We start from the raw sequence: 16,968 nt of genomic DNA, 5'->3' as shown, positions 1-16,968 counted from the left end.
CCGGGCGGCTTCGGCCGTCGGCAGCAATGAGCGAGAGGACGAGGCACAACGTGAAGGGCTCTCATGCGTGATGTGAACGAGGACGCGTCGGCGTACGCCGACGGACAGCGGGCGACCGGCGAGTCCATCGAGCGGGGCGGCGGCGGACTCAGCGTGGACGCTCTGCTGGCCAGGGTCAGGTCGGCGGCCTCGGCCGGGTCGGCGGGCGTCGGGACGGACTCCGCCGTACTCGGGCGGCCCGTGACCGGTACGGACGCTGCCTCACCGGGGGCGGCTGGGGTCGTCTCGGACGCTGCCTCGCTCGGGTCGGCCGTGTCCGAGTCGGCGGGCAGCGGTATGGACTCCGGCGCGCTGCGGCCGGCCGTGACCGGTACGGACGCTGCCTCGGCCGGGGCGACCAGCGTCGTCACGGAGGCTGCCTCGCCGGGGGTGGCTGGGGTCGTCGCGAACTCTGCCTCGTCCGAGGCGACCGGCGTCGTCACGGACGCTGCCGTGTCCGAGTCGGCGGGCAGCGGTATGGACTCCGCCATGCTCTCGCCGGCCGTGACCGGTACGGAATCCGCCTGGCTCGGTTCGACTGGCGACGTCGCGAACGCTGCTTTGGCCGGGTCGGGGGGCCCGGTCGCGGACTCGGCCCTGCCCGGGGCGGCCGCCGTCGCCACAGACTCCGCCTCGCCCGAGTCGGCCGGCCTGGCCATGGACCTCGCCCGATCCCAACCGACCGGCGCTCACGCGGACTTCACCACAGACCGAGCGACGGGCACCGCGTCGGATTCGGGTGTCGGCACCGCCGTGCCCCAGGACGTGGACGGCCTCTCCGCGGTCATCGCCGCCGCGGCGGGGCCCTATCTGCCTGAGGGGCACTTGTCGCCCGACACCGACTTCTTCGACGCCGGCGGCTCCTCCGTCGGCGCCGTCGAACTCGTCGCGGAGCTGGAACGCGCGCTGGGCATGGAGATCGCCCTGGACGACGTGTTCGCCGACGCCCGGCCGCGCAGCCTCGCCCGGCGTTGGTTGTCGACGACCGGGGGCACGGCCGCCCCGTCGGTCACGGGTACATCAGCAACTCCCGCGCCCGCGGCGACCTGGACCACGGCCGAGTCGGGAACCCCGGCGCCGCACGTCACGTCGGAAACCCCGGCGCCCAGGCCCACTTCGGTCCACGCGGACACCGCGACCGGCACCTCGCCGGCCCCGGGCACCCTCCCGCTGTCCGCCGCGGGCACCCTCCCGGCCTCCGCCCCGAGCACCCTCCCGATCCCGTCCCCCCGGACCCCACCCGCGGTGGCGACCCCCCTCCAGCCCGGCAGCGACGACGCCCCGTACGCCAAGGCCCGCCGCGAGGACCTCGACCAGATCCTGGCCGACCTCGCCCTCGCCGACCGTCTGCCCTGGACCGCCTCGCCCGAGCCGCTGCCACCCCGGCGGCTCCTGCTGACCGGCGCCACCGGCTTCCTCGGCAGCCACATGCTCCTCGATCTGCTGCGGCACAGCGATGCCCACGTCTACTGCCTGGTCCGCGCGGCCGACCAGGAGGCAGCCGTCGCCCGGCTCGGCGAGGCGCTGAAGAGCTACCGGCTGCCCTGGTCGTCGGAGATCCGCCGCCGGGTGACCGTGCTTCCCGGCGACATCCGGCGCCCGCACCTCGGCCTGCCCGACGACCTGTGGAACACGCTCGCCCACGAGTTGGACAGCGTCGTCGGCGTGGCGGCGGCCGTGGACTTCCTGCGCGGCTACCAGTCGCTGCGGCAGAGCAACGTCATCGGCTCGCTGACCCTCGCCGAACTGGCGGCCACCGGCCGGCCCAAGCCGCTGCACCACATCTCCTCCATCGCGGTCTTCAACGAGGTCGGCATCCCTTCCATGGGCGAGGACGACCCGCTCGCCCACGTCGATCGCCTCATAGCCGGATACGACCAGACCAAGTGGGCCGCCGAAGTCGCGCTCCGCCGGGCCCGCGACCACGGTCTGATCGTCACGGCGATGCGCCCCGGCGGCATCGGCGGTCACACCAAGACCGGCGCCTACAACCCGCAGGACCTCAGCAGCGGCCTCATCTCCGCCTTCGGCCGCTTCCGCACCGTGCCCGCCTTCCGCTACCTGAACGCGGCCCCGGTGGACTGGGTGAGCCGGGTGGCGGTAGGCGTCATCTGCGAACCCGACGCCTGGGGCTACGACTACAACCTGACCGGCGTGCCCAACACCCTCGACGACGTCGTACGCGACATGGCGTTCGGCGGCATGCACGTACGCGTACAGGACTGGGACGAGTGGCGCACCGACGCCCTGGCCCGCCTGGAGGCCGAGCCCGTGCCCGAACTCGCCTTCCTGACCCGTGTGTTGCAGAGCCCCACCGCCCTCAAGCTGTGCGAGGCGACGCTCAAGGGCCCTGCGGCCGACGACGACCGCACGGCCGCGCTCGTCGAGGCGCTCGGGCTTCAGCCGGCGGCCCGCTACGACGCCCAGGCCCAGCTGAAGACGTTCGAGCGGCTCGCCCAGGACGGTCTGGCCCGGCTGCCGCACAAGGACGACCAGCCCTACCTGTGGTTCTCCGAGACGACCGAGGGTGGCGTGGGCCCGGTCGGTGCCCCCGCCGACACCCCCTGCTCGATGGCGCTCACCCTCTCCATCGCGAGCATGTACCAACTGGTGAAGGAGCGCCGGGTGGACGTCAGCGGCGAGCTGGTGTGCACGGCGGTGCACCCCGAGCCCCTGGTCGTGGAGCGCGGCGACGTCTGGATACGCCCCGAGGAGGGCATCCCGCAGCAGCACGGTCTGCGGCACCAACTCCTTTGCTACCGGCTGCGGTTGCGCGACGCCGACGGCGGGCTCTGGTGGCTGGAGGGCCGCAAGTACGCCCGGGCCCGCCGCGATGTGTGGCGGCAGACCCGCGCCCTGACCGTGGAGATCGGCCGCGAGGGCGAACCGGCAACCCTGGCGGGCGAGGTCGTCGTGCCCGCCGACAGTTACGTACGCGACCAGATCGACGGCATCAAGGTCGACCCACGCCTGACCGGCCAGGAGAAACGGGCCGCCAAACTGACCTGGCTCGCCTGGTTCGGCCTGGAGATGGGCCGCGGCCTGCTCGGCCCCTTCGCCCGGGCCGCCGCGGACCTCCTCGACCTGCGCCGCACACCCACCCTCACGGAGCACAACCGATGATCTTCAGGACGACCACCCCCTCCCGGACCAGGCCGGCGCTCCGCAGGGTCAGGACCACCACCGCCCTGCGCCCGCTCCACCACCGCCTCGCGGCCGTCGAGGAGATCCCCTTCCGGGCGAGCGACGGCGTCCGGCTCGGCCTGACCCGCGTCGACAGCGGCGAGAGGGACCGGCCCGCCGTGCTGCTCCTGCACGGACACACCGCGTCCGCCGACATGTTCCTGCTGCCGGAGACCCGCAACCTGGTCGACGTCCTGCTCGACGACGGTTACGAGCCGTGGCTGCTCGACTGGCGGGGCAGCTGCCGGCTGCCGTACAACGAGACCGGCCAGAAGTACACGTACGACGACGTCGCCCTGTACGACATCCCCGAGGCCGTCGCCCACATCCGCGGGCGCATCGGCGACCGGCCGCTGTTCGTGGTCGCCCACTGCATCGGCTCCCTCACCCTCTCGCTGAGCATGGCGGCGGGGCTGGTGCCGGGCCTCGCCGGCGTGGTGTCCCAGGGCGTGTTCCTGACGCCGAAGCTCGCCGGTCGCACGTCACTGCGGATGTCGGTGGCCGGGGAGCTGCTGAAGACCCGGATCGACCACATCCCGGTCGACTTCCGCAAGGTCGGCCTCTGGTCCAAGTACACACCGCTGTTCGCGCTGGCCTCCCGGAAGGCGAGCTGCCCCGATCCGACCTGCCAGATCCTGCACAACTCGGCGTGGGGCACGGGTGCTTCGCTGTTCGTGCACGCGCATCTGTCCGAGGCCACCCACAATCGGCTCGCGGAGCTGCTGGGCCCCGCGCCGCTGTGGATCCTGCCGCATCTGCGCCGCATCGAACTGGCCCGCAGCGTGGTTCGCTGGCACGACACCGACCACCGCTACCGGGCACTGCCGCCCAACGCCCTGGACGCGGCCGCCCGCATCGACACCCCCGTCCTGCTGCTCGCGGGCAGTGAGAACGGCCTGTGGCTGAACTCCCAGAAGCTCTGCCACGAGGTACTCGCCCACCGGCAGCCCCAATTGGACGTCGAGTACACCGAGATTCCCGGCTACGGCCACCTGGACACGTTCCTGGGCCGGGGCGCCGCCCTCGACGTATTCGGGCACATCCTCGATTTCCTCGGCAAACGACGGTGACGGCGGCCCGGGCGGGCGGCTACCGTACCGGGCAGTAACCGGACCGCATCGCAGGAGGCGCACCATGCCGCAGCTCGAAGTCGACGGCGCAGCACTGACGTACGACGACGAGGGCCCCCGCGACGGCGACGGTGTGCCCTTGGTGTTCATCCACGGCTGGACGGCGAACCGGCACCGCTGGGACCACCAGCTGGCGCACTTCTCCCCGAAGCGCCGGGTGATACGCCTCGACCTGCGCGGACACGGCGAGAGCAGCGGGGCGGGGGTGCGCACGATCGAGGAGCTGGCGAGGGACGTCCTCGCCCTCCTCGACCACCTGAAGGTCGAGCGGTTCGTCCTGGTCGGCCACTCGATGGGCGGGATGATCTCGCAGACCATCGCCCTCTCGCACCCCGAGCGGGTGGAGCGCATGGCGCTGGTGAACTCGATCAGCCGCATGACCTACAGCCGGGGGCGGGGTCTGCTGATGGGGGTATCCACGCTGGTGCCCTTCAAGCTGTTCGTCGCCGCCAACATCCAGCGGGCCTTCGCCCCCGGCTATCCGCGCGAGGAGATCCGGGAGTACGTGCGCGCCTCCGCGGACACACCGCGGGAGGTGGTCATGACGCTCTACGGCGCCATGCGGGCCTTCGACGTCCTCGACCGGGTCGGCGAGATCCGCACGCCCACCCTGCTGGTGCACGGCTACCACGACATCCAACTGCCCATCTCACAGATGCTGCGGATGGCGAAGGCCTACCCGGACGCCGTGGTGCGGATCGTGGACGCCGGCCACGAACTGCCGGTGGAGAAGCCGGCGGAACTGACCTCGGCACTCGACTGGTTCGTGACCGGCCGGCCCTGAGACGCCCGGCCGCCGGGCCGCTGTCCAACCGGGCCGCTGTCCAAGCCGTCTGCCCCGTGCATCCACCGCCCGTGTTGCCGAGGCAGGGAACCTCCCGTGGGCCACCCGTAGGTGCCCGGCCACCCGTCCGGTGCCGGGGCACCGGACGGCCTCCAGCCCCACCGCCGCGTGCGTGACCGGTGTGTCGCCGACACAGCCTCGAGACGGCATGCGTCGATGGGGTCGGTGGGCTCAGGACGTTTCGGCATCCGGCTTCGCCGTCTGCTCCGTGGGCGGGGAGTCGCCTTCGGAGGCATCGAGTTCTTGCATCCGGCGTTGGATGGCCTCACGCAGGCTCATACCACCGGGCCCCTTGGGGACAACGGCGGCCGATTCCGGTGCTGGTCCTGCCGTGAGGCGATCGATCACCGCATGCAGGTGGTCGGCGCGGTCCTCGCTGCCCTTCTTCTCGTCTGCCACAGCGCACCTCCTTCCCGGGCGGTCCGAGTGGGCTAGTCCTACTCATTGTCGTGCTCGCCGCCCTCCCAGGCGCCTTCGATGACGGGGCCGGCCTGCAATTCGTCGATCTGGATGCGCCACGCGTCGGCGCGGGAGGCGGTGGACTCCTTCACCGCGGCGGTCAGGGTGCGGGCGGCGGCGAAGCGATCGGACCGCGGGCCGCTGGTGGCGATGCGCTTGATCGTCCCCGTCCGGGAGTCGATGGCCGAGCGCAGGCTGCCCGCGCGGGCCGTCAGACGGCCCAGGTTACGGAAGCGAGGCTGGTCGGTGTCGAACCAGATCTGCTGCCACCAGTGGTCGGTGACCGGGTCGTGCCAGCTGATGTAGCCGCCGGGCAGGATCTTTCGGGGGCCGTCCAGTTTGCCGGTGAAGCTGTAGCGCACACCGGGGGCGGCGACCGGGTCGTAGAAGTGCGGGGTGAAGAAGTCCGACATCAGCAGGCCGTTGATGGTGTAGCCGTTCTCCGGCGCCTCCGACGGGTCCGCGACCTCCACCAGGAACTCCACCACGCCCTGGTCAGCCTTGGGGGACTGGCCCGCGACCAGCCGATTGCCGCCGGGGTCGCCGAGCATTTCCAGCATTTCGTGGCTGGCGGTCAGCGACCAGCTGTCGCTGTACTCGATCAGTGAGAACGGCTGGCCGTTGTTGTCGAGGTGGACGCCGGCCGCTCCGGACTGCTGGATGTCGTCCCGGACGATCATGGGCCAGTAGCCGACCGGAACGTCTTTGAGCCTGTCGAAGGCGTCCACGGTGGCGGGGATCTTCCAGATCGGGTCGAAGTCCCGGGTGGCCTGTTTCTGCAGTGCGGCGGCGACCCGGGTGAGCTGGGACGGGGTGATCTGGTCGGTCTCGGACACGAGGGCGAGGTGGGTGATGAGCATGCCGGGCTCCTGTTCTGTCGGGACGGACACGCGATGCCCTTGCGGCGGGCGGGAAAGCGCCGGGCCAAAGCAGTAGCCGGGGCGTCTGATTGCCGTAGTCGGCAGGGAGGTCGGCACCACTCAACAGGCAGGATGCCTCGACGTCACCACCCGATTACTGTATGTCCCGGCCGATCCCCCGCATGGCGTAGCAGCCCGGTATGCATCCATTCGACGTCGGCTACGCCCACCCCCCGTACGCGTCACAACCTCACGATGATCAGCGCGGTGTCGTCGGTGGCGCCCCCCGGCGGGAGCAGCTCGTGGAGGACGGCGTCCGCGAGGGTCTCGGGGTCGGCCTCCTTGTGGCGGACCAGGGAAGTGGCGAGGCGGTCGAGCCCGGTGTCGATGTCTTCACCCCGCCGTTCGATCAGGCCGTCGGTGTACAGCACGACGGTGGCGCCGTCGGTGAACGTGGTGCCGGCTTGTGGCCTCGGGATCGGGTCGGGGCGGGCGTCGAGCGGCGGGTCGGTGGCCTGATCGAGGAACTCCACGCGACCGTCGGCGTGGACCAGCACGGGCGGGGGATGGCCGGCGCTGCTGTAGGCGATGGTGTGGTGGTCGAAGTCGATGAAGGTCGTGACCGCGGTGGCCGATTCGGCGCCGTCCACCACGTGGGCATAACGTCCCAGCACGTCCAGGGCCTGAGCGGGGCCCTCGGCGACACGGGAGGCGGCGGTGAGCGCGCTGCGCAGCTGGCCCATGACACCGGCGGCCTCCAGCCCGTGGCCGACCACGTCGCCCACGGCCACGCCGATGCGGTTGCCGCCCACCAGGTCGACCAGGTCGTACCAGTCGCCGCATACGTTCAGCGAGCCGACCGCGGGTCGGTAGCGCACGGCGACACGGCGGTGTTCCAGCTGGCGAGGCGCGGGAAGCATCGCCTTCTGCAGGGCCAGCCCCACCTCGCGCTCGCGCGCGTGCGCCAGGCGCAGACGTTCGTTGACCTCCTGCAGCTCGCGGGCGCGCGTGTACAGCTCGGCCTCCAGCACTCGGGACCGGCTCCCGCTCGGGCCGCCGCGGGCCTGGATCAGCTCGGTGACCTCCTCGACCCGGTGCACCAGCAGCACCACCTTCCCGTCCGGGTCGTGCACCGGCGCGTTGATGGGGCTCCAGAAGCGCTGCTCCCACTGCCCGGGCTGCTCGACGGATTGGACGTCGTACCGCTGCAGGGCCATCGAGTCGCGCTCGCCGGTGGCCAGCACCCGGGTCAGCGAGGCCTCCAGGTTGCGCATACCCGTCGCGGTGGGGTCGTTCGGGTTGTCCGGGAAGACGTCGAAAAGGTGGCGGCCGATCAGCTGCTCCCTTGTGCGCCCGGACATGCGCAGAAACTCCTCGTTGGCATCCGCGTACACGAGCTGGGGCGTCAGCAGGGCCACCATGCCGGGCAGGGCTCGGAACACCGCCGCGTAGTCGATCCCCGCGTCCGTCATGGCGCCGCCACCTCGTTGCCGATTTCGCACATTTTCTCATGATTGCGGCAGCGGGAGGTGGTGTCCGCGCGGCCGTCACGGGCCCGCGGTCGTCGGCCCGGCACGGTCGGGGAGCAGGCCGGGCGGCGCCCGGCAGGCGCGGGCCGTCGGTCCGGGCGGGTGCCCAGCCATGGGGCTGCTGTCGGCCCAGGGGAAGGCCCCCGGTTGTGAACCGAGTTGTCGCCGCTCAGGCTGTGACCCCGGCAGCCAACGGCTGCTGTTGAACCGAGTTGTCCCCCTCAGGTCGTGACCCGGCAGTCAACTGCTCAGCCGTGAACCGAGTTGTCAGCCGTCACACGGCGACAACGCCCACCCCCGCCTCCTCGAACCGCCGCACCATCTCCGACCCCACCGCCGCATCCGTGACCAGCGTGTCCACCGACTCCGCCGGGCAGATCCGGGCGAACGCGCGCTGCCCCAGCTTGCTGGAGTCGGCGGCGACGATCACGCGCTCGGCGCGCTCGCACAGGAGGCGGTTGATCGCGGCCTCCGCCTCGTCATGGGCGGCAGCGCCGTGCGTGGCGTCGAAGGCGACCACGCCGAGCACGGCGACGTCGATGGTGATCTGGCCGAGCACGCCGTCCGCGAGGGGACCGATGAGCTCGTACGACTGCGGGCGCGCCACCCCACCCGTCACCACGATCTTGAACTGGGGGCGCACGGCCAGCTCGTTGGCGATGTTCAGCGCATTGGTGACGACGGTCAGCGCGGGGGAGCCGGACGCCAGATCGGGGCGGACGGCCAGGGCGCGGGCCACCTCGGTCGTCGTGGTGCCGCCCGTCAGGCCCACCGCCTCGCCCGGGGCGATGAGGTCGGCCACCGCCTTCGCGATGCGCTGCTTCTCGGAGGCGTGGCGGGCGGTCTTGTAGCGCAGGGGCAGTTCGTACGAGACGCCGTGGACGACCGCGCCGCCCCGGGTGCGTACGAGCATCTGCTGCTCGGCGAGCTGGTCGAAGTCGCGCCGGATCGTCGCGGCCGACACCTCGAGCTGGGCCGCGGCCTCCTCGACATCCAACCGGCCCCGCTCCACGAGCAGTTCCAGCAGCGCCTTCCAGCGGGCGTCGCGCGACATCCGCACTCTCCATTCCTCGATCTTCCGCGACCTTAGCGCACCCCATTCCCAGCAGAATGCTTGATTGTGCTCGAAAGCTCGCTATATCTTGCAGGAACAAGCAAATGTGGGAGGGGTACGGCATGACCCATGTCGAGAACGAGCTGAACAGTCAGCCCGAGTGCTGGAACCGCGCCGCCGAGCAGGCCGTCGCGCACGCAGCCGCGCTGCCCGCGGCGGGGGAGCGGGTCGCGATCGTGGGGTGCGGCACCTCGTTCTTCATGGCGCAGTCCGTGGCCGCGCTGCGCGAGCAGTCCGGGCACGGCGAGACGGACGCCTTCGCTGCGTCGGAGTTCCCGCACGGCCGCTCGTACGACCGCGTCGTCGCCCTCACCCGCTCCGGCACCACCACCGAGGTGCTCGAACTCCTCGGGCACCTTCGGGGACGTACGCGTACGACCGCCATCACCGCCGACCCCGAGACCCCCGTGATGGAGTCCGCGGACGACATCGTCGTGCTCGACTTCGCCGACGAGCGGTCCGTGGTGCAGACGCGGTTCGCGACCACCGCGCTCACGCTGCTCCGGGCCCACCTCGGGCTGCACACCGACGCCGTCGTCGCCGACGCGCGCACCGCACTGGAGACTCCGCTGCCCGAAGGGCTGGTCGACTGTACGCAGTTCACCTTCCTCGGTCGCGGCTGGACCGTCGGGCTCGCCAACGAGGCCGGGCTCAAGATGCGTGAGGCCTCGCTCGCCTGGACCGAGGCCTACCCGGCGATGGAGTACCGGCACGGCCCCATCAGCATCACTACCCGGGGCACCGCCACCTGGATGCTCGGCAAGGCGCCCGAAGGGCTGGCCGAACAGGTACGGGAGACCGGCGGGTTGTGGGTGGCCGGCGCTCTTGACCCGCTCGCCGAACTCGTCCGCGCCCAGCGGCTGGCGGTCGCCGTCGCCGCGGCCCGCGGACTCGACCCCGACCAGCCTCGCCACCTCACCCGCTCGGTGATCCTCAGCCCGGCCGCCCACTGAACCGGCTCGACCACCCGCCGAGAAGGAGGAGTTGTGCCCCTCGCAGCAACCGGTGACCTGGTCGTCGCGGCCGCCCAGGCGCGGACCGCCGTCGCCGCGTTCAACATCATCACCCTCGAACACGTCGAGGCTGTCATCGCGGGAGCCGAGTCCGTCGACGCTCCGGTCGTTCTCCAAGTCAGCGAGAACGCGGTGAAGTTCCGCTACGGACGGCTGCTTCCGCTGGCCCGCGCCGCGACCGCTGCGGCCGAACGTGCCTCGGTGCCCGTCGCGTTGCACCTGGACCACGTCCAGAGCGACGACCTGCTGAGGCAGGCGCCCGGCGCCGGGTTCAGCTCCGTGATGTACGACGCGGCACGTCTGCCGTACGAGCAGAATCTTGCCGCCACCCGGGCTGCCGCGGACTGGGCACACGCACAAGGCCTGTGGATCGAGGCCGAGTTGGGGGAGGTCGGTGGCAAGCACGGTGAGCCGCCGCTCGACGCGCACGCCCCCGGAGCCCGTACCGACCCCGCCGAGGCCCGCGCCTTCGTGGCCGACTCCGGCGTGGACGCCCTGGCCGTGGCGATCGGCAGCTCGCACGCGATGACCACGCGCACCGCCACCCTCGACCACGGCCTCCTCAAGCGATTGACGGCGACGCTCGGCGTGCCGCTCGTCCTGCACGGCTCCTCCGGAGTGCCGGACGACGAGCTGGCAGCGGCCGTCATGGGCGGCATCGCCAAGGTCAACGTCGGCACCGCGCTGAACATCGCGATGACCGGCGCCATCCGGGAGTTCCTCGCCGCCCACCCCGAGGCCGTGGACTCCCGGAAGTACCTCAGCGTGGGGCGGGAGGCGATGGCGCGGGCGGTGGCACGGCTCATCGGCGTCCTACGGGGCTGACCTCAGGCTGCCCCGGCCCCGGCCCGGGCCTCGGCTCCGGTCCCGGCCCCGGCCCCGGTCTCGACCAGCTTCTCGAAGAAGAACTCGTGCTTGAGGAACGACACGTCGTACTCATGCCCTGGATACGGCGGGATCAGCTGCGCCGCCTGGAACAGCCGCCAGCCGTCCTCCAGGGCGTGCACGCCTGACGTGTACGGGGGTTCGTCGCTGTCCCCGGTCGTGGGCGACGTGCGGCCGGTGCCGTCGTAGACCGACCAGCCCACCACGTCCGAGTCCAGCGCGGAGGTGGCGAGGTAGAGGACCAGAACTTGCTGACGGATGCTCATGCGAGGTCTCCCTGGGGGCGGTTGGAGACCCGGGTCACCCAATGGTCGAGGTCGAAGGAGTCGTCCCCGGTGAGCGCGCGCCACATCAGGACGCGGTTGTAGATCTCGAGGCGGCCGGTGGCCGGCTCGTACCAAGGGAAGCTGGTGGACAGTTCCTCGGCGACGCGAGGGTCCCCGAGGTCCGAGGTGTCCCACAGCCGCCGCTGCCGCACCGTCGGATTGAAGCGGATCTTGAACATATAGCGGACCGTGTCGCTGTCGTTGCGCCGGCCGCCGTGCCACAGCCCATGGTGCAGAAACACCACGGTACCGGCCGGGCAGACCAGTCGGCTCTGCCCGCGCAGGTTCTGGTAGCGCCCGGTGTCCGACTCGTTGGTGCGCCGCAGATGACTGCCCGGCACGCTCAGGGTGCCGCCCATGTCGAGGGTGACGTCCTGCGGGTAGTACATCAACTGGACGTCGAAGGCGTCGGTGCGCACATCGATGATCGCGTCTCCGTGCAGCGGTTGCGCCCGTCCCTCGCGGGGGCGGCGGATGTGGACGGCGTGATGGTCGACGGCGGGGCCGGGTCCGACGAGACTGCGCAACGCTCCCGCCACCAAGGGGAGTTCGAGGAGTCGGCGGGCGAAGGACCCCTCCGGGTAGGCGTCCGGCACAGGGCTGCCGTAGGGCACCTCGGGCAGGCCATCGCGCAGCACCTCCATCCCCTCGGCATTCATCTCGGGCGGCACCACGGCGTCCAGCCGCAGTGAGCCGTGGGCCACGAAGTGCGCCATCCGCACGGAACTCAACAGCGGGCCGCCGGTCGTGTGCTCCAACGTGTTGGTCATGTGCCCCAACGTAGGGCGGCGCCCCAGGTCGGCGCGTTGGCCCCACTCACCACTGCTGGTAGTTTTTCACCATGCGGGAGACCGAGCTGCACCTGGGCGAGCCACCCGCCGTCGTCAACATCGGCGTCGGCGTGCACGGCGTCGCGAGCCCCACGGACGTCTTCCGGCTGCCGGAGCTGTGGCAGCTGCACCTCTACCAGTACGACGCCGAGCTGACCGTCGACGGTACGGCGCACCTCATCCGCCCCGGCCGGGTGAGCCTCGTACCGCCCGGCACCACGGTCCGCTACCGCTACCAGGGCCGTTCCGAACACCTCTACGCCCACCTGCGCATCGCCCCGGTCGGCCCGCCCCGCACCGTCCCCGTCATGCAGGACGCGGGACCCGAACTCCCCACCTTCTTCGACCTGTTGCTCCATGCGATCGCGGCGGCCCCCGGCGCACCCGAGCGCACCCGGGCGGAGATCTGGACCGCGCTGTGGCGCATCGCCCATCTGACCCCGCCCGCCGTCACCGGCCCGGGCCCCCACCCCGCGGTCAGCACGGCGATCGCCCATATCGAGGCCCACCTCGCCGACCCGCTCGCCATTCCCGAGATCGCCCGCGCCGCCGGGGTCTCCCACAACCACCTCACCCGGCTCTTCCGCACCGAGACGGGCACCACGGTCGTGGCCTACATCCGCCGCCGCAGACTGGAGCGCGCCCACCACCTGCTGCGCGCCTCGACGCTCTCCATCCCGGCCGTGGCCGCCTCCGTCGGCATCCCCGATCTGCAGGCCTTCAACAAGGCGTGCCGTCGCGAACTCGGAGCCTCACCGCGCGTACTGCGCGGCGCTACTTCTTGACGGCCCTGAGGATCACGAACTTCGCGTCGCCGGCGACGAGTTCACTGTTGCCGAAGAGGCGGCGCAGCTTCAGGTGGTAGCCGAGGTGACGATTGCCGATCACCCACAGCTCGCCGCCCGGCCGCAGCGCGTGCCGTGCCCCCGAGAACATCCGCCAGGCCGTCGTGTCCGTCGTCGCCTGATGCGAGTGGAACGGCGGATTGTTGAGCACGAGGTCGACGCTTGCGGCGGGTACACCCGCCAGCCCGTCATCGACGCGGAACTCCGCGCTCCCGTCGGCATTCGCCCGGTAGGTCGCCTCGGCCGAGGCCACGGCCTGGTAGGACTCGTCGACGAACAACACCTCGGCCTCGGGATTGGCCAGCGCGATCGCCGTACCGACGACCCCGTTTCCGCAGCCCAGGTCCACGACCCGCTCGGCACCGCGGCTGCGCGGAAGGTGCTGGAGGAAGAATCGGGTGCCGATGTCGAGACGGTCGGCGCAGAAGACGCCCGCGTGATTGACCACCGTGCGCCCGGAGACCGGACCGATGCCGTCGGGGAGCTCGTAGCTGTACGGCCACGGGTTGGTGTCCCGCGCGATGCCCGGGTACGGGGTGCAGAAGATGAGCCGGGCCTTCTTCTCGGCCAGCGAGGTGCGGGTCGGGCCGAGGATCCGCTCGAAGAGCTTCAGCGTCGAGGTGTGGATCTCCTTGACCATTCCGGTGCCGACGACGACCGTCCCCTCGTGCACACCGGGCGCCACCCGGTGCAGCTGGTCCTCCAGCAGGGCGAGGCTCTTCGGCACCCGGACGAGCAGCACGTCGATGCGCTCCGGAGGGGTGTCCTGCGTGGTGAGGAGCTGTACGGCGGCTTCCTCGGCACCGGCCCGCGCCAGGTTCGCCCGAGTCGCCTCGTGTGCGAGGAAGGAGTCGGTGATCTGCGTCGGCCGGTGCGCCGCCAGCGCCGTGGCGAGCGCGCCCCAGCGGTCGCCGACGATCACGACCGATCCGGTCAGGGGGGTCCCGCTCTCCGCGAGGTGCCGCAGCAGATACGTGTCGGCGGCGTCCCAGGCACGCAGCTGCTCGCGCGGGTCCTCGGGGAAGCGGGCGAGTGTGTACTCGCCCCAGGGTGTGCTCATCCGGTCGTTCATCGTGGGTCAAGGCTAAGCGACCCCGGGGAGGCCCGGGCACGCCCCCACGCCGCCCGCACTCCCCGGTGCCGCTCGACCGAGCCGCAGCTCAGCCCCGGTCGGGCCGGGTGCGCGAGGATGGAGCCATGTCCATGGACGCCGAGCTGTTCCCCCGGAGCCGGACGGAGATCGCGCCCGACGAGGTGCACGTCCCGGACTGGCTGGACGCGGACAGCCAGCGGGAGCTCCTGGAGGCCTGCCGCGCCTGGGCCCGCCCACCGGCCGGCCTTCGCACGGTGCGCACCCCCGGTGGTGGCACGATGACCTCCCGGCAGGTCTGCCTGGGCTGGCACTGGTACCCGTACCGGTACGCACGTACGGTCGCCGACGGCGCCCCCGTGAAACCCTTCCCGCGATGGCTCGACGAGCTCGGCCGACGCGCGGTCACGGACGCCCTCGGAGCCCGTGCGGCGACCGCCGCGTACGACATCGCACTGATCAACTTCTACGACGCCGACGCCCGCATGGGCATGCACCGCGACAGCGACGAGAAGTCGGACGCGCCGGTGGTGTCGCTGAGCCTCGGCGACACCTGCGTCTTCCGGTTCGGGAACACGGAGACCCGCACACGGCCGTACACGGATGTCGAGCTGCGCAGCGGCGATCTCTTCGTGTTCGGCGGGGCGTCGCGGCTCGCCTATCACGGGGTGCCGCGGGTGTACGCGGGAACGGCGCCGCCGGAGTTGGGGCTCACCGGCCGACTCAACGTCACTCTGCGGGTGAGCGGCTTCCAGGGTCCGTGCGGTGAATCAGGCGCTGGGCCACCGGACATGCCACCGGACGAGCGGATCATGGGAGACTCCCCCTCATGAACGGCAAGGCGGGCCCCCGGGCGGCGGGGGAAGGGAACACGCGGACGCGGCTGGACCGGGGGCGCGGAGCGCTCGGGCCGGCGCTGGAGCTCGTGCACACCGGGCGTGCTCCGACGCGTGCCGTGCTCACCGCCGAGCTGGGGGTCACCCGGGCGACGGCGGGCGCGGTGGCCGCGGAGCTGGAGGCGCTGGGGCTGATCCGGGTCGACGCGCGGCCCGGGGCGGCGGCCGGTTCGCAGGGGCGACCCTCGCACCGCCTCGAGGTCGCCGAGGACGGGCCCGTCGCGCTGGCCGCGCAGGTGCACGCCGACGGGTTCCGTGCCGCACTGGTCGGCCTCGGCGGCCGGATCGTCGCGACGGCGCCCGGTTGCGAGACCGTCGACGCCGATCCTGCGAAGGTGCTCGGCTCGGTCGTCGAGGCGGGCGCCGAGCTGCTCCGCGAGACCGGGCGGCGCTGCGTGGGCGCCGGACTCGCCGTGCCGTCCGCCGTCGCCGAACCCGAGGGGCTCGCCCTCAACCCGTTGCACCTGGCCTGGCCCGCGGGCGCCCCCGTGCGGCAGATCTTCGCCGAGCGGGTGCGCGCGGCCGGCATCCAGGGACCCGCGTTCGCGGCCAACGACGTGAATCTCGCCGCCCTCGCCGAGCACCGCCATGGCGCGGGCCGCGGCTCCCGTGACCTGCTGTGCGTGGCCACGGGGCACCGGGGCGTCGGTGGCGCGCTCGTGCTCGACGGGCGTCTGCACACGGGCAGTTCGGGGCTCGCCCTCGAAGTCGGCCACCTCACCGTCAACCCCGAGGGCCGCCCCTGCTACTGCGGCAGCCGCGGCTGTCTCGACGTCGAGGCCGACCCGCTGGCCTTCCTCACCGCGGCGGGCCGCGACCCCGGCCCCGAGGTGTCGCTGCTCCAGCAGGCCAACGACCTGATCCGCGGCCAGTACGCCGACCCGGGCGTCCGCATGGCCACCGAGGCGCTGATCGACCGGCTCGGCCTCGGACTCGCCGGTCTCGTCAACATCCTCAACCCGGACCGGATCATCCTCGGCGGGCTGCACCGCACCCTGCTCGACGCCGACCCGGACCGGCTGCGCGCCGTCGTCGCCGACCGCAGCCTGTGGGGGCAGAGCGGCGGCGTACCGATCCTCGCCTGCACGCTGGACCACAACAGCCTCGTGGGGGCGGCCGAGTTGGCATGGCAGCCCGTGCTCGACGACCCGCCGGCGGCGCTGGCCGAGGTATGAGGGGCTCTGGCCGAGTTCTGAAGGTCAGGAACCGGTCAGACTCCACAGCGCAGCGACGAGCGCTCGTCGAGCCGGGTCAGCGCGGCGGCCGCGTCACCCGTCCGCAGACCCAGGCGGACTTGCGGACGCGCCGCCGGAAGGGCGCCAGCAGTACGAGCAGATCGCCTTCCGCGCGTGCGAACACCCTGCGGACGAGGCGCTGTTGGCGGCCTTCGACGCGCACGAGGCCCTCACGGCGGCGGAGAAGCTCCGGCCGTCGGTGAACACCTCGGTGGCTTAGTTCCGGGTAACCGCCGACGACGGATCGGCTGCATCGGAGGTCAGGGCGTACTGCGCCACCCCGTCGCCGAGTGACCAGTCGATCGACTCGTTCTCGGTCAGGGTGACGAACACGTTGCGCGGCTCCGTCCCGGCGTAGGCGTGGGCGAGTTCGGCGATACGCCGGTAGAGCTCCCGCTTCTGCGCGGGCGTGCGGCCGGAGCGCAGCGTGATCGCGACGTACACGATGCCGTCGTCGCGGCGCACGCCGAGATAGTCGTCGTAACGCAGCGTGCTGCTGAAGCCGTCGTGGCCGACCAGGACCTGGAACCGGTCGTCGGGTGGGATGCCGATGGTTTCCACCAGGGCGTCGTGCACGGCGCGGCCGAGCGCGTCGAGCCGGTCACGATCGGTCCCCAGCGCGTCTATGCGGACAAAGGGCATGTCAGTGTTGTCCCCTCGGAGAAATGGTCAACGGGTTCCGGTGGGTTG

The 16,968-nt window shown here is 71.8% G+C and carries 16 protein-coding genes and 1 pseudogene; 8 read left to right on the top strand and 9 right to left on the bottom strand.

Annotated elements, in window-relative coordinates; all coding sequences use genetic code 11:
- Positions 1-63: 63 nt before the first annotated feature.
- The 3 genes from AB5J53_RS06225 (at position 64) to AB5J53_RS06215 (ending at position 5,136) form a co-directional block, all read left to right on the top strand.
- Positions 64-3,162 (top strand): thioester reductase domain-containing protein, encoded by a 3,099-nt coding sequence (locus AB5J53_RS06225; RefSeq protein ID WP_369244601.1) that lies wholly within the window; start codon positions 64-66, stop codon positions 3,160-3,162.
- Positions 3,159-4,292, top strand: a complete 1,134-nt coding sequence (locus AB5J53_RS06220) for an alpha/beta hydrolase (protein WP_369244600.1) — start codon at positions 3,159-3,161, stop codon at positions 4,290-4,292. Before AB5J53_RS06225 ends, AB5J53_RS06220 begins: the two co-directional genes overlap by 4 nt.
- A gap of 64 nt (positions 4,293-4,356) precedes the next feature.
- The gene (locus tag AB5J53_RS06215) at positions 4,357-5,136 is read left to right on the top strand and encodes an alpha/beta fold hydrolase (protein WP_369244599.1); all 780 of its coding nucleotides are present in this window, start codon (positions 4,357-4,359) and stop codon (positions 5,134-5,136) included.
- Positions 5,137-5,367: 231 nt separating this feature from the next.
- On the opposite strand, the gene AB5J53_RS06210 is transcribed toward AB5J53_RS06215, so the two are convergent.
- The 4 genes from AB5J53_RS06210 to AB5J53_RS06195 all read right to left on the bottom strand — a co-directional run bounded on the left by AB5J53_RS06210 (position 5,368) and on the right by AB5J53_RS06195 (position 9,098).
- On the bottom strand, positions 5,368-5,595 hold the full coding sequence (locus AB5J53_RS06210; RefSeq protein ID WP_369244598.1) for a hypothetical protein: 228 nt from the start codon (positions 5,593-5,595) through the stop codon (positions 5,368-5,370).
- 38 nt (positions 5,596-5,633) lie between these two features.
- On the bottom strand, positions 5,634-6,515 hold the full coding sequence (locus AB5J53_RS06205) for a hypothetical protein (protein ID WP_369244597.1): 882 nt from the start codon (positions 6,513-6,515) through the stop codon (positions 5,634-5,636).
- A 242-nt stretch (positions 6,516-6,757) separates the two neighbouring features.
- Positions 6,758-7,987, bottom strand: coding sequence for a PP2C family protein-serine/threonine phosphatase (locus tag AB5J53_RS06200; protein WP_369244596.1), 1,230 nt, complete (start codon positions 7,985-7,987; stop codon positions 6,758-6,760).
- A 331-nt stretch (positions 7,988-8,318) separates the two neighbouring features.
- Positions 8,319-9,098: a DeoR/GlpR family DNA-binding transcription regulator gene (locus AB5J53_RS06195; protein ID WP_369244595.1), complete on the bottom strand. Its 780-nt coding sequence runs from the start codon at positions 9,096-9,098 to the stop codon at positions 8,319-8,321.
- Positions 9,099-9,220: 122 nt separating this feature from the next.
- Between AB5J53_RS06195 and AB5J53_RS06190 the strand changes: the two genes are divergently transcribed.
- Positions 9,221-10,111 (top strand): SIS domain-containing protein, encoded by an 891-nt coding sequence (locus AB5J53_RS06190; protein ID WP_369244594.1) that lies wholly within the window; start codon positions 9,221-9,223, stop codon positions 10,109-10,111.
- 33 nt (positions 10,112-10,144) lie between these two features.
- The gene (locus AB5J53_RS06185) at positions 10,145-10,996 is read left to right on the top strand and encodes a ketose-bisphosphate aldolase (protein WP_369244593.1); all 852 of its coding nucleotides are present in this window, start codon (positions 10,145-10,147) and stop codon (positions 10,994-10,996) included.
- 2 nt (positions 10,997-10,998) lie between these two features.
- Here the strand turns inward: AB5J53_RS06185 and AB5J53_RS06180 are convergent, their stop codons facing one another.
- A complete protein-coding gene (locus AB5J53_RS06180) occupies positions 10,999-11,322 on the bottom strand; it encodes a hypothetical protein (protein WP_369244592.1) in 324 nt (107 codons plus the stop codon).
- Positions 11,319-12,152, bottom strand: a complete 834-nt coding sequence (locus AB5J53_RS06175) for a phytanoyl-CoA dioxygenase family protein (protein ID WP_369244591.1) — start codon at positions 12,150-12,152, stop codon at positions 11,319-11,321. Before AB5J53_RS06175 ends, AB5J53_RS06180 begins: the two co-directional genes overlap by 4 nt.
- 71 nt (positions 12,153-12,223) lie before the next feature.
- Here AB5J53_RS06175 and AB5J53_RS06170 point away from each other — a divergent pair, with 71 nt between their 5' ends.
- Positions 12,224-12,997 (top strand): helix-turn-helix domain-containing protein, encoded by a 774-nt coding sequence (locus tag AB5J53_RS06170; protein ID WP_369244590.1) that lies wholly within the window; start codon positions 12,224-12,226, stop codon positions 12,995-12,997.
- Here the strand turns inward: AB5J53_RS06170 and AB5J53_RS06165 are convergent.
- The gene (locus tag AB5J53_RS06165; protein ID WP_369244589.1) at positions 12,987-14,129 is read right to left on the bottom strand and encodes a methyltransferase; all 1,143 of its coding nucleotides are present in this window, start codon (positions 14,127-14,129) and stop codon (positions 12,987-12,989) included. The two genes, AB5J53_RS06170 and AB5J53_RS06165, sit on opposite strands and share 11 nt — an antisense overlap.
- Positions 14,130-14,260: 131 nt before the next feature.
- Between AB5J53_RS06165 and AB5J53_RS06160 the strand changes: the two genes are divergently transcribed.
- Both AB5J53_RS06160 and AB5J53_RS06155 read left to right on the top strand, forming a co-directional pair.
- On the top strand, positions 14,261-14,980 hold the full coding sequence (locus AB5J53_RS06160; RefSeq protein WP_369252080.1) for an alpha-ketoglutarate-dependent dioxygenase AlkB: 720 nt from the start codon (positions 14,261-14,263) through the stop codon (positions 14,978-14,980).
- Positions 14,977-16,218 carry an ROK family protein gene (locus AB5J53_RS06155; protein WP_369244588.1) on the top strand — a complete coding sequence of 414 codons (1,242 nt, stop codon included), beginning with the start codon at positions 14,977-14,979 and terminating at the stop codon, positions 16,216-16,218. The genes AB5J53_RS06160 and AB5J53_RS06155 overlap by 4 nt, the downstream gene beginning before the upstream one ends.
- 62 nt (positions 16,219-16,280) lie before the next feature.
- On the opposite strand, the pseudogene AB5J53_RS06150 reads toward AB5J53_RS06155, so the two are convergent.
- Both AB5J53_RS06150 and AB5J53_RS06145 read right to left on the bottom strand, forming a co-directional pair.
- Positions 16,281-16,369: pseudogene (locus AB5J53_RS06150) on the bottom strand (transcriptional regulator); the annotation flags it as partial.
- 125 nt (positions 16,370-16,494) lie between these two features.
- Positions 16,495-16,920 (bottom strand): tautomerase family protein, encoded by a 426-nt coding sequence (locus AB5J53_RS06145; protein WP_369244587.1) that lies wholly within the window; start codon positions 16,918-16,920, stop codon positions 16,495-16,497.
- Between the last annotated feature and the right edge of the window lie 48 nt (positions 16,921-16,968).

This window comes from Streptomyces sp. R41 (assembly GCF_041053055.1).
Taxonomy (GTDB): Bacteria; Actinomycetota; Actinomycetes; order Streptomycetales; family Streptomycetaceae; genus Streptomyces.
The sequence above is the reverse complement of the archived record's forward strand: the minus strand, read 5'-3'. Positions and strand labels throughout refer to the sequence as shown.

Coding starts and splice junctions, on each gene's coding strand:
- AB5J53_RS06225 (WP_369244601.1), top strand. CDS start 64: ATGCGTGATGTGAACGAGGACGCGTCGGCGTACGCCGACGGACAGCGG.
- AB5J53_RS06220 (WP_369244600.1), top strand. CDS start 3,159: ATGATCTTCAGGACGACCACCCCCTCCCGGACCAGGCCGGCGCTCCGC.
- AB5J53_RS06215 (WP_369244599.1), top strand. CDS start 4,357: ATGCCGCAGCTCGAAGTCGACGGCGCAGCACTGACGTACGACGACGAG.
- AB5J53_RS06205 (WP_369244597.1), bottom strand. CDS start 6,515: ATGCTCATCACCCACCTCGCCCTCGTGTCCGAGACCGACCAGATCACC.
- AB5J53_RS06200 (WP_369244596.1), bottom strand. CDS start 7,987: ATGACGGACGCGGGGATCGACTACGCGGCGGTGTTCCGAGCCCTGCCC.
- AB5J53_RS06195 (WP_369244595.1), bottom strand. CDS start 9,098: ATGTCGCGCGACGCCCGCTGGAAGGCGCTGCTGGAACTGCTCGTGGAG.
- AB5J53_RS06190 (WP_369244594.1), top strand. CDS start 9,221: ATGACCCATGTCGAGAACGAGCTGAACAGTCAGCCCGAGTGCTGGAAC.
- AB5J53_RS06180 (WP_369244592.1), bottom strand. CDS start 11,322: ATGAGCATCCGTCAGCAAGTTCTGGTCCTCTACCTCGCCACCTCCGCG.
- AB5J53_RS06175 (WP_369244591.1), bottom strand. CDS start 12,152: ATGACCAACACGTTGGAGCACACGACCGGCGGCCCGCTGTTGAGTTCC.
- AB5J53_RS06170 (WP_369244590.1), top strand. CDS start 12,224: ATGCGGGAGACCGAGCTGCACCTGGGCGAGCCACCCGCCGTCGTCAAC.
- AB5J53_RS06165 (WP_369244589.1), bottom strand. CDS start 14,129: ATGAACGACCGGATGAGCACACCCTGGGGCGAGTACACACTCGCCCGC.
- AB5J53_RS06160 (WP_369252080.1), top strand. CDS start 14,261: ATGGACGCCGAGCTGTTCCCCCGGAGCCGGACGGAGATCGCGCCCGAC.
- AB5J53_RS06155 (WP_369244588.1), top strand. CDS start 14,977: ATGAACGGCAAGGCGGGCCCCCGGGCGGCGGGGGAAGGGAACACGCGG.
- AB5J53_RS06145 (WP_369244587.1), bottom strand. CDS start 16,920: ATGCCCTTTGTCCGCATAGACGCGCTGGGGACCGATCGTGACCGGCTC.